This is a genomic window from Fibrisoma limi BUZ 3 (assembly GCF_000296815.2).
GTDB lineage: Bacteria > Bacteroidota > Bacteroidia > Cytophagales > Spirosomataceae > Fibrisoma > Fibrisoma limi.
Genome location: NZ_CAIT01000006.1, coordinates 482,499 through 504,505, shown reverse-complemented (window position 1 = coordinate 504,505; position 22,007 = coordinate 482,499). Strand labels below are relative to the sequence as shown.

Annotated in this window: 19 protein-coding genes; 8 read left to right on the top strand and 11 right to left on the bottom strand. The window is 55.9% G+C overall.

Translation table 11 applies throughout. The features are described 5' to 3' along the window. Positions 1 to 15 precede the first annotated feature (15 nt). The gene (locus tag BN8_RS09990) at positions 16 to 1,305 is read right to left on the bottom strand and encodes an MFS transporter (protein ID WP_009281731.1); all 1,290 of its coding nucleotides are present in this window, start codon (positions 1,303 to 1,305) and stop codon (positions 16 to 18) included. An 80-nt stretch (positions 1,306 to 1,385) separates the two neighbouring features. After that, positions 1,386 to 2,126, bottom strand: a complete 741-nt coding sequence (locus BN8_RS09985; RefSeq protein ID WP_009281730.1) for an SDR family oxidoreductase — start codon at positions 2,124 to 2,126, stop codon at positions 1,386 to 1,388. Between the two features lie 173 nt (positions 2,127 to 2,299). Between BN8_RS09985 and BN8_RS09980 the strand changes: the two genes are divergently transcribed. Then, complete coding sequence (locus BN8_RS09980; RefSeq protein WP_040005698.1) at positions 2,300 to 2,734, top strand: VOC family protein; 435 nt, start codon at positions 2,300 to 2,302, stop codon at positions 2,732 to 2,734. A 68-nt stretch (positions 2,735 to 2,802) separates the two neighbouring features. On the opposite strand, the gene BN8_RS09975 is transcribed toward BN8_RS09980, so the two are convergent. After that, positions 2,803 to 3,375, bottom strand: a complete 573-nt coding sequence (locus BN8_RS09975; protein WP_051041029.1) for a hypothetical protein — start codon at positions 3,373 to 3,375, stop codon at positions 2,803 to 2,805. A 121-nt stretch (positions 3,376 to 3,496) separates the two neighbouring features. Continuing rightward, positions 3,497 to 3,784, bottom strand: a complete 288-nt coding sequence (locus tag BN8_RS09970; protein ID WP_009281727.1) for a hypothetical protein — start codon at positions 3,782 to 3,784, stop codon at positions 3,497 to 3,499. A gap of 256 nt (positions 3,785 to 4,040) precedes the next feature. Here BN8_RS09970 and BN8_RS09965 point away from each other — a divergent pair, with 256 nt between their 5' ends. Together BN8_RS09965 and BN8_RS09960 are read left to right on the top strand one after the other, a co-directional pair. After that, the gene (locus BN8_RS09965) at positions 4,041 to 5,360 is read left to right on the top strand and encodes a hypothetical protein (protein WP_009281726.1); all 1,320 of its coding nucleotides are present in this window, start codon (positions 4,041 to 4,043) and stop codon (positions 5,358 to 5,360) included. Between the two features lie 434 nt (positions 5,361 to 5,794). Then, positions 5,795 to 6,241, top strand: coding sequence for a DUF3592 domain-containing protein (locus BN8_RS09960; protein WP_009281725.1), 447 nt, complete (start codon positions 5,795 to 5,797; stop codon positions 6,239 to 6,241). Positions 6,242 to 6,247: 6 nt separating this feature from the next. On the opposite strand, the gene BN8_RS09955 is transcribed toward BN8_RS09960, so the two are convergent. Beyond that, the gene (locus tag BN8_RS09955) at positions 6,248 to 8,752 is read right to left on the bottom strand and encodes a glycoside hydrolase family 95 protein (protein WP_229367870.1); all 2,505 of its coding nucleotides are present in this window, start codon (positions 8,750 to 8,752) and stop codon (positions 6,248 to 6,250) included. 292 nt (positions 8,753 to 9,044) lie between these two features. On the opposite strand from BN8_RS09955, the gene BN8_RS09950 reads away from it, so the two are divergent. Next, entirely contained in the window at positions 9,045 to 10,841 is a 1,797-nt protein-coding gene (locus BN8_RS09950; protein ID WP_009281723.1) for a M61 family metallopeptidase, read from the top strand. A gap of 103 nt (positions 10,842 to 10,944) precedes the next feature. Here the strand turns inward: BN8_RS09950 and BN8_RS09945 are convergent, their stop codons facing one another. The 5 genes from BN8_RS09945 to BN8_RS09925 all read right to left on the bottom strand — a co-directional run bounded on the left by BN8_RS09945 (position 10,945) and on the right by BN8_RS09925 (position 14,673). Next, positions 10,945 to 12,279, bottom strand: a complete 1,335-nt coding sequence (locus tag BN8_RS09945) for a vanadium-dependent haloperoxidase (RefSeq protein WP_009281722.1) — start codon at positions 12,277 to 12,279, stop codon at positions 10,945 to 10,947. Positions 12,280 to 12,393: 114 nt separating this feature from the next. Beyond that, positions 12,394 to 12,942, bottom strand: a complete 549-nt coding sequence (locus tag BN8_RS09940; RefSeq protein ID WP_009281721.1) for a hypothetical protein — start codon at positions 12,940 to 12,942, stop codon at positions 12,394 to 12,396. 284 nt (positions 12,943 to 13,226) lie between these two features. Next, positions 13,227 to 13,826, bottom strand: a complete 600-nt coding sequence (locus BN8_RS09935) for a hypothetical protein (protein ID WP_009281720.1) — start codon at positions 13,824 to 13,826, stop codon at positions 13,227 to 13,229. A 2-nt stretch (positions 13,827 to 13,828) separates the two neighbouring features. Continuing rightward, positions 13,829 to 14,191, bottom strand: a complete 363-nt coding sequence (locus tag BN8_RS09930; protein ID WP_009281719.1) for a hypothetical protein — start codon at positions 14,189 to 14,191, stop codon at positions 13,829 to 13,831. Between the two features lie 71 nt (positions 14,192 to 14,262). Next, positions 14,263 to 14,673, bottom strand: a complete 411-nt coding sequence (locus BN8_RS09925; RefSeq protein WP_009281718.1) for a DUF805 domain-containing protein — start codon at positions 14,671 to 14,673, stop codon at positions 14,263 to 14,265. A 278-nt stretch (positions 14,674 to 14,951) separates the two neighbouring features. Between BN8_RS09925 and BN8_RS09920 the strand changes: the two genes are divergently transcribed. Both BN8_RS09920 and BN8_RS09915 read left to right on the top strand, forming a co-directional pair. Beyond that, entirely contained in the window at positions 14,952 to 16,352 is a 1,401-nt protein-coding gene (locus tag BN8_RS09920; protein ID WP_009281717.1) for a chloride channel protein, read from the top strand. Positions 16,353 to 16,607: 255 nt separating this feature from the next. Next, entirely contained in the window at positions 16,608 to 16,919 is a 312-nt protein-coding gene (locus BN8_RS09915) for a hypothetical protein (protein ID WP_009281716.1), read from the top strand. 60 nt (positions 16,920 to 16,979) lie between these two features. Here the strand turns inward: BN8_RS09915 and BN8_RS09910 are convergent, their stop codons facing one another. Continuing rightward, complete coding sequence (locus BN8_RS09910) at positions 16,980 to 18,875, bottom strand: M1 family metallopeptidase (RefSeq protein WP_009281715.1); 1,896 nt, start codon at positions 18,873 to 18,875, stop codon at positions 16,980 to 16,982. 296 nt (positions 18,876 to 19,171) lie between these two features. Here BN8_RS09910 and BN8_RS09905 point away from each other — a divergent pair, with 296 nt between their 5' ends. Both BN8_RS09905 and BN8_RS09900 read left to right on the top strand, forming a co-directional pair. After that, positions 19,172 to 20,500 carry a DEAD/DEAH box helicase gene (locus BN8_RS09905; protein WP_009281714.1) on the top strand — a complete coding sequence of 443 codons (1,329 nt, stop codon included), beginning with the start codon at positions 19,172 to 19,174 and terminating at the stop codon, positions 20,498 to 20,500. 122 nt (positions 20,501 to 20,622) lie between these two features. Then, positions 20,623 to 21,990: a Gfo/Idh/MocA family protein gene (locus tag BN8_RS09900; RefSeq protein WP_009281713.1), complete on the top strand. Its 1,368-nt coding sequence runs from the start codon at positions 20,623 to 20,625 to the stop codon at positions 21,988 to 21,990. Positions 21,991 to 22,007: the final 17 nt, after the last annotated feature.

The window sequence follows — 22,007 nt, the reverse complement described above, 5'->3', positions numbered from 1 at the left end:
TAACCGGCCAAGCCGTTATACATCGGCCGTTGCTACGTCCCTGCTGACCAGCATCCGCCGGAGTGTCACGAGCGCAATACCCGTTGCCGCCAGCATCAGCAGCCCGCAAAATACGCCAATGGCCGGAGCCGACCAAAACGCCAGCAACTGCCCGGCTCCGTAAATACCCAGTATGTCGGCCTGATTGCTCAGCGCCATGTAAACGGCAAACTGCGCCCCTTCAATACCGCGTCGGCACAGGCCCATCAATACTGGTAAGGCGGCTATGCTGAAAATGGGTTCAAGTGTTTGTCGCACCACCAACGCGGTCGTTGCCACGGTTGGGTTACTCCAGGTCGAAGCGGCCAGCGAAAAGCCGATGTGCAGTAGTCCCATCCCCAGCGCGACCCCAATCAGCATACGTTGCGCACCGAAGCGGTCCGACAGCCAGCCGCCTACCAGCGCCAGACCCACCGCTACCAACGTACCGTAAGTGCCACTGAGCACCGACACCGACGTATCGCTCCAGCCCTGATTTCGGATGAGGTCAAAGAAGAAGACGCGTTGAAACAACCGTTCGCTGATGAACACCATCGCTACGGCCGCGAACAACGCTAAACTGTGCGGAGCAATAAGCGCCCTGCCTAATTTCCGAAGTAGCTGGACGAACGAATGCGGAATCGCCTGCGTAAGCGCCCGATCATCCCGCCGACGTACCGACAACAGCGCATCATCCGGCCGTTCGCGAATCAGGAACGTAACGGCGGTGAGCGTCAGCAGCACCGCCGACTGCATCATCGCGGCCGTATGAAACCCGGCATCCCGGATCAGGTACGCCAGTCCCGCGGCTCCAATGGCCTGTCCGGTCGCCATGCCGCCCTTCATAAACGCATTCACCCGTCCCCGCTCGGCGGTGGGTACAATCGTTATGGCCATCGCGTCGACGCTGACGTCCTGCAAGGAGGCAAAAACGCCATGTAGTACAAACGCCCAGCCTAACAGGTTCAGGTTAGCCACCGGATCAGCGATGAACAAGATTCCCAGCGAAGCCAGAAACGCCAACACCTGAGCCGCCAGCACCCAGGGCCGCCGTTGGCCCATGACCGAATCCTGGTAGCGATCGACGAGCGGCCCCCAGATGAACTTGAAGCCCCAGGGCAACCCAATCACTGCCCCAAAAACGCCAATCGCCCGGGCGTCGAGGCCTTCGGCGGTCAGGTAGTTGGTCACGGCCGTTAGGGCAAAACCGGACGGTATACCCTGCATGACGTACAGGTAAAAAAATGTGGCGTACCGTAGCGACCGGCCTTCGCTAAGAACGAGCATAGGGTGACGTGGCGAATGGTAAGGAGTGAATCAAGGGTTGTTCAGTGCCTTCGGTACGACTTCAGATTAGATTTATCTTTTCAGAACCGGCTGTTCATCTGCCTGAAAATAGTATCGATCTGCTCGCGCGAGGCTTTCCGGTTGGTTTCCGACGTACCGTAGCCAATTTCCTGTTCGCCCGCTTGCAGACCTTGCATCATCGCATCGGCAAAATCGCCCACCGGTGCCCCAAAGGTATGCAATCCTGCTCCGCCCAGGTCCGTATTGACGGCAGGCGGCACCAGTTCAATGACCTCGATTGAGGTATTGGCCAGTTGATGCCGCAGCGACATCGTGAATGAATGCAAAGCCGCTTTGGTGGCGCTGTACACCGGTGCAAACGCCCCCGGCACATACGCCAGCCCCGACGTCACGTTGACAATCGCGGCTGTCGGTTTTCCCATCAGGTGCGGAATGAACAAGGTCGAGAGGTGGATCGGCGCTTCCAGATTGATCGCAATTTCAGCCTGGCTTTCGTTCCAGTCGTCCTGGGCGTTAACCAACCGCACCCGGCGCTGAATGCCCGCGTTATTGATCAATACGTTGATGTCCGGGGCTTCGCTGCGTACCCAGTCGAACAGGGCCACGCGCTCGGATGCCTGCCCGACATCACACTGATATATTTTTAGCTGAGGATACTGTTGCTGAACCGCCTGCAATCTGTCGAGCCGCCGACCGCAGATTACTACCTGACTGCCCACGTTCAAAAACCGTTCGGCCAGCGCCCAGCCGATGCCCGAGGCCCCGCCCGTAATCAGGACGTTACTTGCTGTTATGTCCATAAAATGTTCTTTCAATGATGACCACCGGACGGCCTGCTTTGTTCGGCAAAATGCGCGTTTGGAGCCAATGTTTTTTCCTGTCGCAATCCACCCGTTTATTGTCGGAAACGCCCACTATGCGTCAATTGAGGGGGTTGTACCTTTGCTATGTAAACCTCAAACAACAATACGACATGGCAACGATGATCTTTGTTAACCTGCCCGTTAAAGACCTGAACCGCTCGGTGGAGTTCTTCACCAAACTGGGCTACACCTTTAACCCCCAATTCACCGACGAGAACGCCACCTGCATGATCATCAGCGAAACAATCTACGTCATGCTGCTGGTGGAGCCGTTCTTTAAAACCTTTACCGACAAAGAGATCGCGGATACGTCGAAAACTGTAGAAGTGTCGATCTGTCTCTCAGCCACCAGCCGGGAAAACGTCAACGAAATAGTGAACAAGGCACTGGCGGCTGGTGCCATTGAGCCGAAAGGGCCACAGGACATGGGTTTTATGTACAGCCGTGATTTTGAGGATCTGGATGGCCACGCCTGGAGTTACATGTTCATGGAGCCGTCCGCCGTTGAGCAACAACAACCCGTAGCGGACAGTACGGCCGCGTAAGGCTCCGCTTTCTACCACCCTTGTTCAGTCAACAGCCGTAGTGATCCTTTCACTACGGCTGTTGAGTTTTACAGCGGCCACCGCAGCCCAGCCGTTCGGAATTCGAGCTGGCGGACGGGCTGTCCGTAGAAATTGATGGCGACGGTCATAGTCCGGGCGGCTTTGATCTGATTGATCAGCTTCTGGTCGGCGTCGAAGAAAACGATGTTGGCCCGACCGTTGGCAGCGGCCGTCAGCGGATACGTAACGGGGGCTTTCCCGTCGAACCGAACCTTAGCGCTTCCGTTCTGGAAACTCCGGTTGAACTGGCCTTTATCCACTTCAATGTACACGGTCGTGCTGCCGTCACGCTCCCGAATGGTCAGGGTTGCCGGGGTTTTGCCGGTATATGGGTAGTCAAACTGAATCGTGTTGGCCGACACCAGTGAGGCCCTCTGCACCCGCCCCTTGAACTTGTCGGCCGTTTTTTCGTACGCCCATCCTTTGGTAGCCGCAGCCGGGGTCTGGGTCAGCAACGGCCCCGGTCGTTCAATCACATAGGTAACCGAAACAGGATCAGGAAGCACAGGTCGCAGCCCCGAATCGACTATCAGGAACGACACAAACCACATCAGACTACCGGTGAATGCATTAACAGCCATACGAGAGATCGGGTAAACACCTAACGAAAACAAAGCGGCCCGTCGTTTGCCGAAGGGCATTCTACGGGCCGCTGCATAGTATGAAATTTTGGTGTCGCTACCAAGTTGCGCCTGCTTTCTTTTACTGATTGCCGGATTTGCTGCCGCTGCTCTTGCTTCGGCTGCTGTTGGCACTGGTTGAGGACCCACTCGTGGTGCTGCCCCGCTGGCTGCCGATGTTGCCGGCTCCCTGCGACGGACCGCCCGATGTAGCCCCGCCTTTGTTGGACTGTTGCAGCCCGCTGCTCGATCCCGTTTTCGACTGACTGTTTTTTGAATTAGCGGTTTTCGAGGAACCGCCCGATTGCGCCAGCGCGCTGGTTGATGCTACGGCCATTGCCAGAGCTATGGCCATTACTACGTTTTTCATAATTGAGTCTATAGAGTAAATAATAGATTAATAACTAGTCGACAAAAGGTATGTTTTGGATTTCTTCCTGAAAAATACCTCGAGGTGTTTCCCGTAAACATTGCAAAGGCCCTCTCCCTCAGTTCGCTCCGGTAAGTCGCCAGTCTATGACACTATTCCGCTGATTAGCGCGGATACGCATTGAATCTATTGCCCTGACCAGATCAACTTTGTCTCATTCATTGATATTCTCAGCCATCCCTCAGTAAACAACACCATGACTATTGAACAATCTATCCGCACCCTGGCCAGCGCACTGATGCTGACCGGCAGCCTTTGGGCCATAAGCGCCTGCGAAACGAAACCCGTTAATCCAGAGCCAACTACGCCCGATACCGTTCAACCGGCAACCGGCGAACCCACCGAGGCTGGACAGCCGGCTGGTATGCCCGTAACAAAAACCATCGGTCCGGCGGGCGGGGTTATTATGCTCCCCGATAATCACCTGACACTGACTATTCCGGCCGGCGCCGTAACCAAAGAAACGACGATCACGGTACAGCCCATTGAGAACAAAGCCTTCGGTGGAGCCGGTCAGGCGTACCAGATCACGCCCAACGAACTCCCGCTCCAGAAAGCCGCTACTCTCTCTTGGCAATATACCCCCGAAGACCTGGACGGCTCGGCTCCCGAAGCCCTTGGTCTTGCCTATCAGGACAAAAACGGGGTCTGGCAGGGTCGTACAGACGTAAAACTGGACAAAGCACAGCAGACCGCTAGCGCGTCCGTCAGCCATTTGGCGCACTGGTCTTTTTACGAACAGTTTCAAATAAAAGTCGACCGGAAGGTAATCGCCCCTACCGAGCAGGCGAATCTGGTGGTGTATTATCAGCTAGGGGCCAGCGATCCCAAAGGTCCCAATGACCTGGAAAGTTTACTAGCGCCCCTAACCCCTCTGAAGACCCTGTCGGCCAGCCGGGTTGTTCGCTGGACGATCAACGGTGTAACGGCGGGCGTCGGCCATAGCGATAACTACGCCAATGCAGGCCAACTTACGGAGGATCGTTCACTGGCTAAGGCTGCCTATGATGCCCCAACGCGTGAGCCGGAAACCAACCCAGTGGCCATAGCAGCGGAAGTTGATCTGAAACAGTTTGGCCGTATTATCCTGGTTCAATCGATACAGGTAGAATCGAATTCGCTGTTACAGGTAGGTGGGCAGACGGATTCGAACCCTAACATATCCCTAACCGTAACCGGGAAAGAGCTGCGGGCCGTGATTATGTCCGGCATGGGCGTACCGATGGTCAGCTTCGTGATTCCGAATTATACCGGTAAAGGCACGTACAGCTTCCCCGAACCCAAGGGTATAGTGAACCAGGCAACGGCCGTCGTCGATTACGGCAATGGCTACACGCAGGGGTATTACCATCCTGTCACCACTGAATGGATTTCCGGCAACGTAACGCTGACAATCAGTGAGCATGGAGGTAGTGGCAAACCAACCCGGGGAACGATTGGGGGTACGTTTTTCAAAGGGACATCCGGCATAGGGGTACGGGTTAAGTTCAAAGCCGTGCCGGTCTATATTCCTTAAGTTATTCCCCAGACCGCCCTGGGTTTTCTGACGAACTGGCTTCGAGGCAGAAAACCCAGGGCGGTCTGCAATTCTGCCTCACAGGGCCGTCGGTACGTATTCCTTACCGGGCTGGGGCGCTAGTTCATACACCACCGCGCCATTGCCGGGCGTTTCGGGGGTTACGGTCCGGTACTGATGGCCGGCAACAGGCAGAATGGGGTGAGATTAGCCCCCTTATCTGCAGTTAGTTTAGCCGCAAAACGGTAGCCTGCTTAGTTTTCACTCCCTAACGGACCTTCGCCAGCTGCGTGTTGCTCACGCGTCAAACCTTTCACGAACTAAACGTACGACCGTACGTATCCGCCCCCTATCTTTCACCACCAATAGTTAGCAACTAAGCTCTTATTTACCAGCACACTACGTAGCACACACCCAGCCCCGCCTATTCCATCATGAAGCAGAACATCGGCCTCGCCTTCTTCGGGCTGTTTGCCCTGGTCGGCACCATTTTTCTCATCGTCGCGTACGTAAACTGGCAATCAACCCAGCGAATTATCAAAACCGGCATCGAAACCAAAGGGGTCGTAATCGACAACCGCTACAACATTGACCGACAAGGTCGGACAACCTCGTCGATGGCCCCGGTCGTGCAGTTCCGAACAACCGATGGTACGCCAGTCACCTATTACAGCCAGACTTATACATCGCCCCCGAGTTTTGAGGTTGGTCAGGCCGTTACGTTATGGTACCAGCCCGACAACCCGCAGGAGCCTATTCTCGAAGGAATTGACGGGTGGCTCTTACCGCTGATCTTTGGCATTTTGGGGACCATTTTTGCCCTGATCGGTTATTCGGGCATCATCAGCACATTGATAAAACGTCGATTACGCGTCAGTTAACCCGACTCACAGGGCCGTCAGTACGTATTCCTTACCGGGCTGGGTCGCCAGATCGTACACCACCGCGCCATTGCCGGGCGTTTCGGGGGTTACGGTCCGGTACTGATTGGCCGGTAATTGATAAAACGGGTTGGGATTAGCGCCCTTCGCAGCAGTTAGCTTAGCAGCCCCAGTGGGTTTGAGCGGGGTATAGACCCGCAACCGGCAGTTGCCGCCCTGCTGCGAGCGTACCGTTAGCCTGGTCAGCTTGCCGTCTTTCCAGGTGTAGTCCAGTTCAAAACCACCGCGTGCTTTAAGGCCTTTCACGGAACCGTCTTTCCACTGGTCCGGCCGGGCGGGTAGTAAGTGTACCACACCGTCGTGGCTTTGCAGCAGCATCTCGCCGATGCCCGACGTACCGCCGAAGTTCCCGTCGATCTGAAACGGCGGATGGGCGCAGAACAGGTTGGGATACGTCCCGCCCCCGTTGGCGTAGTTTGTCCCTTCTACCCCGGTCAGTTTCAGCAATTCGCGCAGGAGTTTGTAGGCATGGTTGCCGTCGTGCAGCCGCGCCCAGAAATTGATCTTCCAGGATTTACTCCAGCCGGTGCCGCCGTCGCCCCGAATCTCAAGCGTCTTGCGGGCGGCTTCGACGTATTTGGGGGTGGTCAGGGGTGAAATCTCCCGGCCCGGATGCAGCACGAACAGGTGCGATACGTGGCGGTGCTGCGGGTCTTCATCCTCCCAATCCTTGTACCACTCCTGGAGGTTGCCTTTCCGACCAATCTGCAACGGAAACAGCTTGCTTTTCTTTTCGGTCAGCATCTTCCGGAAGTCAACGTCGATGCCCAGGTGTTCGGAGGCTTCGATGACGTTGGAAAACAAATCCCAGATCAGCCCCATGTCCATCGTAGTTGCAACCGAAACTGACTCCTTATCGCCTTTTTCCGTCACGAATACGTTCTCGGGTGAGGTGGCCGGGGCCGTCACCAGGTGTCCCTGTTTGTCTTCCACCAGCCAGTCGACGCAGAACTGGGCTGCGTCTTTCATGAGCGGATAGGCTGTTTGTTTCAGGTACGTCCGGTCGCCGGTGAAGGCGTAATGTTCCCACAGGTGCTGCGCCAGCCAGGCTCCCCCCATCGACCAGTTGGCCCACATGGGCCCACCCTTACCGAGATCGCCCACGGGATTCGACGCGGCCCAGATGTCGGAATTGTGATGTACCGTCCAGCCGCCCGCGCCGTAGAAGTTTTTAGCCGTCGCCTTACCCGTTACGGCCGCGTGCTTGATCTGGTCGATCAGCGGCCGGTGAAACTCCGACAGGTTCGTCATCTCGGCGGGCCAGTAATTCATCTGGGCATTGATGTTGGTCGTGTAGTTACTGCTCCAGGGTGGCCGGACCATTGGATTCCAGATGCCCTGCAGATTCGCGGCAATGCCTGTTCCGGGCCGCGAACTGGAAATCAGCAAATAACGCCCGAACTGAAAATACAGCGTTTCGAGCGCTGGGTCCGGCTCCCCACCCGCGTAGCGCATCAGTCGCTCGTCCATCGGCAACGACGCCGGATTGCCGGGCGTCTGGGCGTCATTCAGCGTAAACGATACCCGGTTGAGATACCGCTGGTAGTCGGCTACGTGGGCTTTCCGAATGGCATCCGGGCTTTTCGCCAGCGCTTTGTTCAGATACGACTGCGCCAGTTGAATCTCGTTCTTCCCGTCTTTATCGGGGCACTTGTCGAAGCCGTTGAAGCTCGTAGCCGCCGAAAGATACACGACCGCTTCGGTAGCATTCGTGATGCGGATGCCTGCCGTGTCAGTCGCCACCTGCCCATCGGTGGACTTCACCTTCAGCCGCAGGTCAAAGCGCGTGCCCCGGCAGCCGGACGAGTCGGTATAGCGCACCGGCACCTTGTTGTAGTTGACATAGTTCGGGTCGGCATGAGCCGGTGATTTGCCGCGCATAGCCAATTCGTCGCGGCTGACCACAACTTTGCTGATGGGATGCGGACTGCGGGTACCCAGCGTTACGTTCAGTTTCCCTTTCTGATCGGCCCGGAGCCGTATCACAATCACCTGATCCGGTGCCGATACGAAGATTTCGCGGGTATAACCGACGCCACCAGATTTAAAGCGAGTGGTGGCACTGGCTTCGGTGATGTTCAGATTGCGGTAGTAATCGGCAGGTTCGCCGGTCAGGATTTGCCGAATGGTCAGGTCACCCAGCGGCTGATACGCTTCCGTATAAAGCCCCTGCATATTCCTGACCAGTTTGTCGGCCTCTTTGTAATCCTCCCGAAACAAGGCCTCGCGAACCTGTGGCAGATACGTTGCAGCGCCGGGGTTGGGATTTAGGTTCACGGGGCCGCCCGACCAGAGTGAGGCTTCGTTGAGTTGAATCAGTTCATCGTTGACCCGGCCGAAGACCATCGCACCGAGTCGTCCGTTCCCGACCGGCAGGGCTTCGTTCCAGTTGCGGGCGGGTTGCCGATACCAGATCGTCAGGGGTTGCTGCGCAAAAGCAGCGATTGACATAAACAGAAAAAGCGTCGCAGGCAAAAGGCGCGTCATTGGAGGAGCAGGATTTACCGAACAAAGGCACAAAGAAAATGCACTTTACTTACCCAAAACCGGCTTTACCTAACTTCTCTTGAAAATCCTTTTTCTTTTCCGGGTCATCCGGAAGCAGCTAAACGCGTTTCAGGCAGCCGGTTACGACTCAACGTGCCACCGTTCATCCCGAAATACTTCCGCAAAAACCAACCGAGTGAAAACCTCCGGCTGATTCAACTATCTTGGTAGCTTTCACTCAATCAGTATCATACTCATGAAGATCTTACGCCTACTATTGCTGGGGGCTACTGCGCTTTTACCGCACCTTTCGCAGGGCGCACCGACCACACCGCTACAGTATGAAGTCAACCTCAACGACCGCGCCGACGATCAGTTTAAAGTTACCCTGCGTGTCAGCGGACTAACGGCCGACAACGCGATCTACCAGTTTGCCGCGACGGCCCCCGGTACGTACCAGATCATGGATATTGGCCGCTACGTGCGGTCGTTCAAGGCGTTTGACGCGAAAGGTAAGGAGGTCAAAACCGAGCAGGTCTCGACCAACCAGTGGAAATTAGACCGGCCCGAAGCCGTGCGGACCGTGCAGTACAGCATCGCCGAAACCTGGGATACCCCCGTGAACGAACACAAACCGTACAACATGTGCGGTACGTCCATCGAAAATGACCACGTACTAATCAACGGGCAGGGCGTATTCGGCTTTCCGTCGGGTATGCAGGCGGCTCCCATCGAAGTGAAGCTGAACTACCCGGCCGAGTGGGCTGTCGGAACGGCGCTGGACAAGAACGCGAAGGGTAATTTCACCGCGGCCAACTACGACCGCATCGTCGACTCTCCCATTCTGCTGGGTCGCCTGACGAAAGCCACCACAACCGTAGCCGGGGCGCAGATCGACGTGTACACCTACTCGAAAACCGATAAGATTAAGTCGGAGCAGTTGCTGACCAACATGCAGTCGATGCTCAACGCAGCGGGTCAGTTCCTGAAGCAGTTGCCGGTAAAGCGGTACACGTTCCTGTATCACTTTGAAGATCAGGACTGGGGCGCCTGGGAGCATTCCTACAGCTCGGAGTATGTGGTGAAGGAAGCGGAGTTTTCCAAACAACTGGCCGATGCCATGACGTCCATTGCCGCCCACGAATTCTTCCACGTAGTAACCCCGCTGAACATCCACAGCGAAGTGATTGAGCAGTTTAACTTCGTGACGCCGACGCCCTCCGAGCACCTGTGGCTCTATGAAGGCGTGACGGAATGGGCCAGCGACGCCATGCAGCTACGCGGTCAGATCATGGACGTACCGACGTATTTCGATGAACTGAGCCAGAAAATCGCCGTTGACAAAAGTCTGGATACGACCTACAGCCTGAGCAAACTGGGCCTGACCTGCTTCACCGACGAAGGCCAGAAGCAGTATTTCAACATTTACAACCGGGGGGCGCTGGTGGCGGGTCTGCTCGACATCCGGCTGCTCGAACTGTCGGGCGGTAAGCGAGGATTGCGTGAAGTTGTCAATGAACTGGCTACTACGTATGGCCCCAGCAAAGCGTTTCCGGAGAAGGAGTTCTTCACCATTTTCACGCAGAAAACCTACCCTGAAATCGCCGACTTCTTCAACCGCTACGTCAAAGCGACCGAACCATTGCCGTTCGGGGAGTACTACGGCAAGCTCGGCATTACGTACACCCCAGCCATTCCGACAGGGCAGAAATCACCTACGCTGGGCATGAAGCCCGCTTTCGTCGACAACAAATTCATCCTGACCAATCTGTCGGAACCGCTCGTTAAAGCCGGCTTGCAGGAAAACGACGAATGGGTTGCCTTCAACGGTCAGGCGGTGAAGATGGACGCCATCGGCAGCATCCAGAACGCCCTGAAGCAGTTGAAACCCGGCGATACATATGAGGTCACCGTTCGGCGAAACGGCCAGGAGCAAACCGTAAAGGCAGCCATGCAGGAGAAAGACGTGGTGAAGCAGTACGTCTTCCAGATCGATCCGCAGGCCACCCCGGAACAGGTCAGTCTCCGCGAAACCTGGATGCGGAATTTGTAGGTACGGTCACCCCCACCCCCCTGAAAGGGGCTTAGCGCTGCTTCTTCCAATGTCCGGCAAAGCGGAGCTAAGCCCCCTTCAGGGGGTCGGGGTGACCGTACCATTACCTGGCCGCAACGACCGACGGCAACAGCTTCTGCACGACCCACTGGCCCACGTGCTCGCCCTGGCGAGTGCCTTCGTCGACCCCGTCGCGGTAGTGAATACCACCATACACCCGGCTCAGCGACACCTGCCGGTAGGCCTCATCAACCGAAGCAAACGTTTGCACACCATGCCCAAATGGATGCTCGGTGGAATCCACAAACGCCATGTTGCCAAGCCGGTTCACGATAACCGTACCGGCTGCGGCCGAAATGGCGCTGTGACCGCTGACGTACTCCGGAAACGGGGGTGTTTCCAGAAAGGGCCGCCAGTGCGGATCAATATTCGCGTTGATTACTGTTTCGGGCCGGATGCGGACACTGCGGTATTTTTCGTCCCAGCAGGCAACGAATGCATCGAACAGCGCAATGGACGTGAGTGCATACAACTCCGCCGACTGTATCATCGTCAGCTTTTTCTGTTTGGCCAGCGTCGTGGCAATGGCAACCCAGTGACCGGCCGGTGTCATTTTCTTACTGGCGAACATAACGTGGCCACGTACATTGGTCACGAAGGCGTTGTCATCCCAGAAATACGCAATCCTCCGCTGCTCGTCGCTCAGGTTTTTTCCGATCAGATACACTTCTTCGGTCAGCTTCCAGAACGAACTGCTCTTACCCAGATCGTAACGGGCCGGGGGCGGACAGCGGAACTGCTGCGCCGAGTCGAGGGTAAACGTCCGGACGGTGTTCCACTGCGGCTCACAGGCTTCGGCATAGGTGGGGGGTGTGGGTACCCACGTACCGGGCTTGTTGGTTACCGTATAGCGAAAGCCGCGGGTTTCCTTGTAATGATCCGTACTGGCGTAGGTCAGGATGTGCTTGGCAACCTGCTCGCCGTACGCCATCGATCGCTCGTACACGTCGTCGGGCACCCTGAGATCCTTGAGCCGGGGCGCTAACCGGGCATCAAATTCATTCCACATATCTTCCGAGAACGTCAGCGCCCGCCCCACGGTCAGAAACGCCTTCAGGCTGGCCAGTGGAAAGCAGTACTCACTGTTTGGACTGGGTGCCGGAGCCGGTTTTGACTTGTTGAGCCGGCCCATGAGCGGCTGGTAGGCGGGATAGGCCGGCCGTAACGCTTCATAAGCCGCCAGGTAGGTATAGCCGTAAATCCGGCTCGCAACGGGGGGTTTGAAAATGTCATGAATAATCACGTTGGTCAGTTGAGTGGCACAATCGTGAAGGAACGCCGGATCAGCCGCTTTCGCGTTGTACTCATCCGGACTGGCGCTGGGCTGACAGGCTCCCAGCCCTATCAGCAGCAGGGTAATAGCAGATATACGTTTCATTGGAAACTTGTCTTGTCGGTTGAAAAATACACGTAGTCCCTATTGTTCGTCGGGGAACAACAGACGAAGCCGCTGCCTGTGGCGACAGCGGACGGGTCAGCACAAACTGACTTGCTACGCTCTGGGTGGAGGAGAAAGAACCGACAAGGGAGCAGACGGGTGCAGTTCCCGCCACTCGGCCAGCACCGCCGACGACTGCCTCAACTGAGCTACGGGCGGCTCAAGCCGGAACGGCTCGGTGAGCAGATAGGTTGTGATTCGTTCGCTGAGCAGTTTGAGCAGGCCCGACAGCGGATGTTTAGCCGGAGCGGATTCCTGATTGACGAGTTGATTGACCTGGTCAGCCAGCTCAACGAAGCGGTCGCGGGCATTGCGGTTGGTTTTCAGGACCGTGTACAGGGTATCGTTCTCATAGCGCTGGTGGGCGATGTTGTAAAACTCATCACCTTCCTGAACCAGCCCTGTCTGCCCATCCGGATTTTCCCATGACATAGTGTATGGCAGCGAGATGGGGATTTTTACCACCTTCCATTCATCACCGGACGATACAGGTGACGTTACCTCATACGATTCTTCAAAACACCAGACAGCCACCGATACCCCTATCGTATGATAGAGCAGCAGTAGTAACAGACCGATGGCAAGCAGAACACGCACAGGCATTGTCAGTTTTCAGTACAAAACTGCATTAATTCAAGCAGTATTTCAATGTTTTTCCCAAGTTCTGGCTTATCAATGCCCAATACCAACAAAGCAACTTACTTAAATAACTCACTCATAACCAACGCATAAATCAACCCTAGGGGCGGCCCTGGGACAAGTTAGCCGTCACGAAGGCTAAAGACGAAATAGGGAAGCTCACTACGTAGTCAGCCCGACTTGATATACACAAGTCGGGCTGACTTAACGGGCATTTATTGATCAAGGGCTGGTTAAGCCAGGGCGTATTACTCAGCGTCCAGATTCAGGATTTCGTTTATTTTCCAGACGTTGTTTTGCCGTACCAGCCGAACATCGTAGGTCGTAAAGAGCGTAAACCGAACCGTAGCACGGCCTTTCCGAACCGTTACGTTCTTCACCTGCATGCGGTTCAGTGAAGCCATCTGTTCGCCAACGTCCTGATTCAGCATCACCAGGTCATACTCAAAGCCGATCGGCGGCCCTTCCGTTTGCGGGTTTAGTCGGAACCCCGCTTCCCGCTGGGCAAAGTACGTCCGCCAGTCATTCAGGTAGTGGTCGGTGAACAGGTTACTCTGTTTAAGATAAGCCAGATACTGTTCCGTATTTGTGAAGTTGACGGCGTACGGCTTTCCCTCCTGCTGATTAACTAGGTAGATTTTACTGACCGTACCAAGGTTCGTTTTATACCATTGCAGGAACGTATTGAGCCGCTGGGCTACCTGAATCGAGTCGCGTACCGGCGTTGCCGGAATTCGTTTGCTGGGTTTGACCGGAGCTGGCTCACTGTAGCCCGGCACGGCCATCAGCAACACGAGAGCAATGCCAACACCAGCCAGAATACATTTCAGAAGGCGGTAAGGTCCCATCGTTATACCGCAAACGGCAGTTCGTATTCTTTAGCGATGACCTTCGAACTACGAGTTTTCACTTCCACTTTTGCCTTCAGCGGTTCGCCAACCACCAGATACGTCTTCACGAACTGATCCTCGTGAACGGTCCAGGATTTGTCTTCGAGCAGGTATTCGTCTACTCCGGCTTTCGATGCCTGATACGCCCAGCGCTCAGCCATCAAGGGTTCATAATTGATGATGTTACCCATGTAAATCACCTGAACGCCCGGCAGCGACTGGTTGCCCAGTTCGGTGCAGCCCAGCACCGTAACGTTGATGGAAGAACCATCTTCCAGGTCTCTCACCGACCATTCGTCAATTGTCGTCTTTTGGTTTGCCATGTTCTGATTGTGAGCGCCGGCACAACTCCGCCGAGTCAGTACCAGCGCTCACGTAGGTTAGAAAACGTGTATTACGCTACCGGCTGCGCGGCTTTGGTCAGAGTGGTAGCCTTGGGGTCGTTGCCGTACTGGTTGCGGCCCCGGGTTCCTTCCGTGATGGCGAGGATGAAGTTGTAGATGGGCACCAGCGCGTACCAGCCGCTTTTATCAACATCGTGCATCCGGCGAACGCACAGGGCTACGTACGGAACGATGATGGCCAGGGTGTAAAAGACATTCAGAAACAGGGCGCCATTGAACAGCAATCCATCGATGAAGCCAACGAGGAAGGAAACGATGGTGTTGGCCAGCACGAAATACCAGTACTCGCTCCGGCGGGCACGGCCATCGAAATTCCGGAAGTTCTTCAGGACAGACAGGTAATTGGTTACCGGTGAGAAAGCCGTAGCGCCTTCTGTTTTGGGGTTTGCAAACGTGTTCATTAGGATTTGGTTGTTGTGTAGTGCCTACTCTGTTCGGTTTTCGGCGGCCCCGTTGTTGTCTGGTTCAAAATTGCACCCTGACCGGAGCGATGTCCAAGAATAATGACCCGAGCCGTAGTCAGGCCCGAATGAAAAGCAGCCGGCACTATACGAACCGTTTATACATCCTGGAATTTTACGCCCGACCGCTCATAAAATCTACCTAAAATTGGCAGGTCCGTAATCCAAACGCCCGCTAAGGCGTTATATCTCAAATAACGCTTTCCCACTTTTTTCGAATGGCCAATATACCTTCCCGGTATGCTCGGGTGCTGGCCTGGCTTGACCAGACCATTATCCGCCGGTTGTATAATGAGCAGGTACGCCGAATTATTCTGCAAAGTTTACCATTCTGGGTAGCCTCCGTGGTGACAGGACTGGTGGCGGTTGGGTATGAAAAATTGTTTGTCTGGGCCGAAGAAATCAGCGCCACCTGGTTAGCCACGCAGCCTCTGCTTGCCTTCGGGATAATCCCCGTTGCGTTTGTCGCTTCGTGGTTTCTGGTATACAAGTTTGCGCCAGCGGCCCGGGGCAGTGGCATTCCCCAGGTCATGGCCGGCATTGAATTGTCAAACCCCAGGTTTCATGGCTACACCTCCTACCTACTGAGCCTGCGCGTGGCCATCGTGAAAGTAATCAGCAGCGCTGTGTTGCTGCTGGGCGGGGGCGTTATCGGCCGCGAAGGCCCTACGATTCAGATCTCGGCGGCTATTTTTCGAACCATTAACCGGCTGCAACCCGCAGGCTGGCCACAGCTTTCGCGTCAGATCGCACTCGTTACGGGCGGAGCGGCTGGTTTGGCGGCTGCCTTCAACACCCCACTGGGCGGAATCGTGTTTGTAGTTGAAGAGCTAACCCAGACGCACATCACGCGCTTTCGTACGGCGGTTTTTACGGCCGTAATCATCGCCGGAATGACGGCCCAGACCATCCTGGGACCGTACCTGTACCTCGGTTTTCCGAAAGTCAGTACGTCCACCCCCTGGTTGTTCGGCCTCCTTGTGCTGGTAGCTATGATCTGCGGCCTGGCGGGGGCGTTCTTTGCCCGTACGCTCCTGTGGCTGAATAAATTCCGGCAGCGGTTCAAGACACTTTCGGCTCAGATTGGCTGGGTAGCCGGCTGCGGCCTGATGCTGGCAGGTCTGGCGTATTGGCTCGGGGCCGATGCCACCGGAACGGGCAAGCCCATTATCAACCGGCTGCTGTTTCAGAACGACTACATGACCCCCTGGTATCTGTTTCCGGTGCGGTTTATCGGTATGGCACTCAGCTACAGTAGTGGAGGAGCCGGGGGCGTTTTTGCCACCTCCCTCAGCGCAGGTGCCCTCCTGGGAGACGTCATCGCACAGCAGGTACACGTTACCCAAACCGACACCAATATGCTGATTCTGGTGGGTATGGTTGGCTTCCTGACGGGCGTCGTGCGCTCCCCGTTTACAGCGGCCATTCTGGTGCTGGAAATGACCGACCGGCATTCGGCCATCTTTCAGTTGCTGCTCGGTGGCCTGATGGCTCAGGGGGCTGCGTCGCTGATCGATCCAGTTTCGTTTTATGAGCACCTCAAAACCGGATTTGTGCGCGAGGCTCTTACCCAGCCCGGTCATCAACCCCGACCGCTCCGGCAGGTGCCCGCCCCCTGACCAGTTTTTGCCACTTTCGAATGATCAGTTGCCCCCCTGTACGTAGTATACAGGGGCGGCTCACTACGTATTCCCCTCGCACTTATACGTATATTCTACCTTCTGACAATCAATGGTTTATACGTATATAGATCAGGTAGTTCCCTGCTAAAAAGGCTACCCGAAAACCCATAAACTTGCCCCGTTGCTGGCGTACCCCACCCGGTACCAGCCAACTAACTATTCCTATTCTTCCACTTAACCAACGTCTGTATTATGGCACTACGTTTTATCCGGGATCGGGTCACGTTCGACTCGACCAAGGGCATTATCCAGAATGAACCCCGAACGGTTTCCTTCCCCAGCAACGTTCGCACGGCCCAGATTGCCCTGAACGGCTTCGACATCCGCTACACCGACGGTGACCACCACATTCTACGGCAACTGGTTGACATCAGCGAGCCGACCATTAGTGGCAACTCCGTCAGCTACCGGGTTTCGTTCCTGCTGCGCGATGGCTCCGGCAACATCGATGATCGCTACGAGGGTTTTGTCGATACCCTGGTCATCGCCGACACGGCCAGTTAATGCAAAACGGCCCCTCGCCGTACTGGTGAGGGGCCGCTGCCACGGGCTGAAAGCGCCCGCCTATTTTGCCTTCCAGGTATTATTACTGCGGTCGGCGTCCATGAATACGCCCCCTTCCAGTGTCAGGGACTGTACGCTTTTCTTTGTCGGAAGTTTCACCACCGCCTGACTTTGATTCGCCTGCCAGATCGCCGGGGTTTGGTGGAAGGTTTCCTTTGTTCCATCCGCATACTGCGCGACAATGTCGACCGGGGCAACGTAGCCACCGATGTTTTGCAGCGTAACCGTCGTTTGATTGGCCGAGGTCGCTACCTGCCTGATGGCGTGGTCGATGTAGTTGTTGCTGAAGAACCAGTTCTGCCAGAACCAGTTGAGGTTTTTGCCCGTCGCATCGTTGAACGTGTAAAACATATCCCAGGGGTTCGGGTGCTTACCGTTCCAGCGGCTGATGAACGCATGCAGCCCTTTCCGGAACACCTCATCCCCCAGCAGATCCTTCAGGGCCAGGTAGCCGATGGCCGCTTTCCCGTACTCGTTGTTCCCCAAAGCCGCACCACTCAGGACGTTGGCGGGCGTGATGATCGGCAAATCCTGCTCCGCCGATGGGTCGGCGCTCCAGTACGCTACCCGGAACTGCTGGAAATTTCGGGTGGCCTGTTCATAGCCCAGATCGGCCTGACTGATCAGGTATTCGAGCGCCGTTACCCAGCCTTCGTCCATAAAACCGTAGCGGGTTTCGTTGATGCCCATGTAGAACGGGAACCAGGTGTGCGCAATCTCATGCTCGGCCACAAAACGCGAAAAATTCAGGTCTTGGGTGCTGGCGTCGTTGACCATCATCGGGTATTCCATATCGGCGAAGCCCTGCACAATGGTGGTTTTGGAATAGGGATACGGCACGCCCGGCCAGTTGTTCGAAAACCAGTCCAGTGAGTGCTGCCCAAACTTAACCATCTGGTGAAAATCCCGGGCGTTGTCCAAGAACGCGGCCTGCACGCTCGCCCGCCGACCCGTTTTTTTATCGACGACCACGCTCGACGCATCCCAGACGTAGTGATCACTGATGCACAGCGCTACATCGGGTACGTTACCGGCCGCAAACCGCCAGGTGTTCATCTCCTTCTGCTGCGTTACGTTCCGGGCGTTGATGTCGGGCAACGTAGCCACGTGCACCACCGAATCGGTCCGCATGGACTCGCTCAGGCGCTGGGCGAATGTCGGCTGCAGGACCTCACCGGGATTTTGAAGATCGCCGGTTCCCCAAACCACGTAATTCTTCGGCACGCTGACGTTGACAACGTAGTTGTTGAAGTCGTTGTAGAACTCCTGTGCTTCCGTAAAGGTGGTCCGGTCCCAGCCGTAATAGTCGTCATAAACGGCCACACGCAGGTAGAAGTACGCCAGGAAGAAGGTCGTGGAGTCGAGCGCCCCTTCCCGCCCACTTTCCACCGATACGTCGAAATGCCAGTCGAACGTCAGCTTCACCGAATCGCGGGGCATCAGCGGTTTGCTGAGTGATACCTGTTGGTTGGTTGCACTGGTTTCCCGCAACTTTTTCTCCGTGTTGTTCTCGGTGTATTTATCGATTTGGACCCCCGACGTCAGGTACTCCGGCGAGGCCGCCGACTGCCGGACTGCACCCGGCCGGTGGCTGTTCAGAAACAGCTTGAACACCAGGAACCGGAGTGTATCGGGGCTATTGTTGACGTAGGTGATTTCTTCAGTGCCCCGAATTGTCCGGTTGGGTGGGGTGGCTGTGATGTTGATCGTGTAGCGGGCGGTGTTCTGCCAGTACTTGCTACCCGGTTTGCCGTCCATCGAACGGGTACCTTTCTGATACGCTTTTTTGACATTGCGCGGCATGTAGAGACTCTGCGCCTGCACGGTTCCTGCCCAAAGGGTTACTAACCCCAGGACGATCAGGCTTCGCAATGAGTGATGCTGATGGTTTAACACAACTGTTCTGATTTGGTGATTATAGCTACCGATGTAGCGGAATGTACATAATTAACGATTAGTGCGCTACCAGACAATGGCAAATGGTTGATCGGCTATATGGCTACAGTAGCGGACTACGGTTCAAAGCACTTGCTGACAGGAATTCACGGGTTTGGCTGTTGGCCGGAATTCATCACCACCGGGGCAGAGCCAACATTTGTCACAACCCTACCCTCTTCAGTGATAATCTACCCTTTTCTGGTGGGTTCGCCGGATAGCCCGTACCTTCGCAGTCGGAATTTGACAGCACGGCCATGACATTCGACGAACTGAATCTTAATAAACCCCTCCTCAATGCCCTCAACGACCTGGGCTACACCACCCCGACGCCCATCCAGGAAAAGGTGTTTTCGGTGGTGATGTCAGGGCGGGATGTATGCGGTATTGCGCAGACAGGTACCGGCAAAACCTTCGCCTACCTCCTCCCCTGTCTGCGTCAGTTTCAGTTCTCGAAGGAAAAACTTCCCCAGATTCTGATCATCGTACCCACCCGCGAACTGGTGGTGCAGGTGGTGGAAGCGGTCAAAAAGCTGACTACGTACCAGAGCGTCGTGACGGTCGGCGTGTACGGGGGTGTTAACCTCAAAACCCAGGCCGCCGAGGTGCAGCAGGGCGTCGATGTACTGGTAGCCACGCCCGGTCGGCTTGTCGATCTGCTGACGGGCAAGTTTGTCAAGATGAAAGCCATTAAAAAACTCGTTATCGATGAGGTCGATGAGATGCTGAACCTCGGCTTTCGGGCGCAGTTGACCACCATTCTGGACCTGTTGCCGCCCAAACGCCAGAATCTGCTGTTCTCCGCCACACTCACTGACGACGTTGAGGCCCTGCTCGATACATATTTCAACAGTCCGGTGCGCGTCGAAGCGGCTCCCGTCGGTACGCCCCTGGACAACATTACGCAGTCGGTGTATAACGTCCCGAATTTCTACACAAAAGTGAATCTGCTGGAACGGCTGCTCAACCTGCACCCCGAGATGAACCGCGTGCTGGTGTTCATCGCGACGAAAGAACTGGCCGACCGGCTCTACGATGAACTCACCTGCGAACTGCCGGATCAGGTGGGGGTGATGCACTCCAACAAATCGCAGAATTACCGCTTCGAAACCGTTAACCGCTTTCAGGCCGGTACGTACCGGGTGCTGATCGCGACCGACATCATTGCCCGGGGCCTGGACATTGCCGACGTATCGCACGTGATCAACTTCGACACGCCGGACGAGCCGGAGACCTATATCCACCGCATTGGCCGAACCGGGCGCGCCGACCGGAAAGGCGAAGCTATCGCGTTTGTGTCGGAACGGGAGTCAGAAAATCTGGCGGCCATTGAGGCATTGATGAACTACCCCATTCCTGTTCTGTCCCTACCCGAACGTCTGATCATCTCCGATGAATTGCTCGATGAGGAGAAGCCGCAGATTCACATGAAAGCCCCGCCGGTCAGGCAGCCCCGTCCCGACGAAGGTGGGGGCGCTTTTCACGAGAAGATTGACAAGAACAAAAAAGTCAACGTCCGGCGCGACCATGCCGCCGAGAAGCGGGCCAAGTACGGTCGGCCCATTAAACGGAGCGGGAAGAAATAGGTTTCCCACAGCGGGCCAATTAATTGGCCCGCTGTGGGAACAGTAACTACCGATTAATCTCGACTTTATTCCGTAAAGAACTCATTACTCCGGCCTGAACCATCCGAAACCTATTACTCCGCATGAACGATTTTCTGATTAACCGCCGTCAATTCATACAGGGCGCGTCGGCGTCGCTGGCGCTGTCGTCGCTGGGCGCTACTGCGATGCCTTTCACGCAGGCCAAAACCTACCGCGTTGGTCTGATCGGCACCGGCTGGTACGGTAAAAGTGACCTGTTCCGCCTGATTCAGGTGGCCCCGGTCGAAGTGGTTGCCCTCTGCGACGTCGACAAAAACATCCTCGACGCGGCTGGTAAACTCGTCAGTGAGCGCCAAAAATCCGGCAAAGTGCCCAAGCTCTACGGCGACTACCGGAAGATGCTGGCCGAGAACAAAATGGACATCGTCCTGATCGGTACGCCCGACCACTGGCACGCCCTGCAAACCATCGACGCCCTGAAAGCCGGCAATCACGTGTACGTGCAGAAGCCGATCAGCGTCGACGTGATGGAAGGTGAAGCGATGGTGGCAGCCGCCCGCAAGTACAACAAGGTGGTGCAGGTCGGTACGCAGCGCAAAAGCACCCCCCACCTGATCGACGCCAAGAAGAACATCGTCGATGCGGGTCTGCTGGGCAACATCAAACACGTGGAGATGTGCTGCTACTTCCACATGCGGGCCAATGGCAACCCGGCCGTTCAGCCCGTACCGGCGTTTCTGGATTACGAAATGTGGACCGGCCCGGCTCCGCTACGTCCGTACGATGGCCTGCCGCATATCCGCTGGTGGCGGACTTTCAACGAATACGGCAACGGCATTATGGGCGATATGTGCGTTCACATGCTCGATACGGCCCGCTGGATGCTGAATCTGGGCTGGCCAAAACGCGTTACGTCGACGGGTGGCATTTACGTCCAGAAAGACGGCAAGTCCAACATTTCCGATACTCAGACGGCCCTGTTTGAATTCGACGGACTGAACGCCGTGTGGCAGCACCGCACCTGGGGCACCCCCAACAATCCGGCGTACCCATGGTCGTTGACGCTCTACGGCGACAAGGGTACGTTGTGGGCCAGTACGATGGCCTACGATTTCATCCCCGATGGCAAGGAAGGCGAGAAGATTCACAAGGACGTTGTCTTCGAAAAAGAGAAGTACCCGGAAGATCTCAAGGAAGAGCGGATCGAACTGAATGCGGCCCCCGCAACCCGCCTGCACATGCTCGACTTCCTGTCGGCGATTGAGAAAGGGGGTCGGCCGGTTGCCGACATTGAGCAGGGGCACATTTCAACAGCAAGCTGTATTCTGGCAAACATTTCCATGAAAACGGGTCGGCCGGTGGTGTACGATCCGCAGAAACGCCAGATCGTTGGCGATCAGGAGGCCAACGCGCTGCTGCAGCGGCCCTACCGCCAGCCGTGGGTGCACCCCGATCCACGAACTGTTTAAATTATTAAACGCAGAGG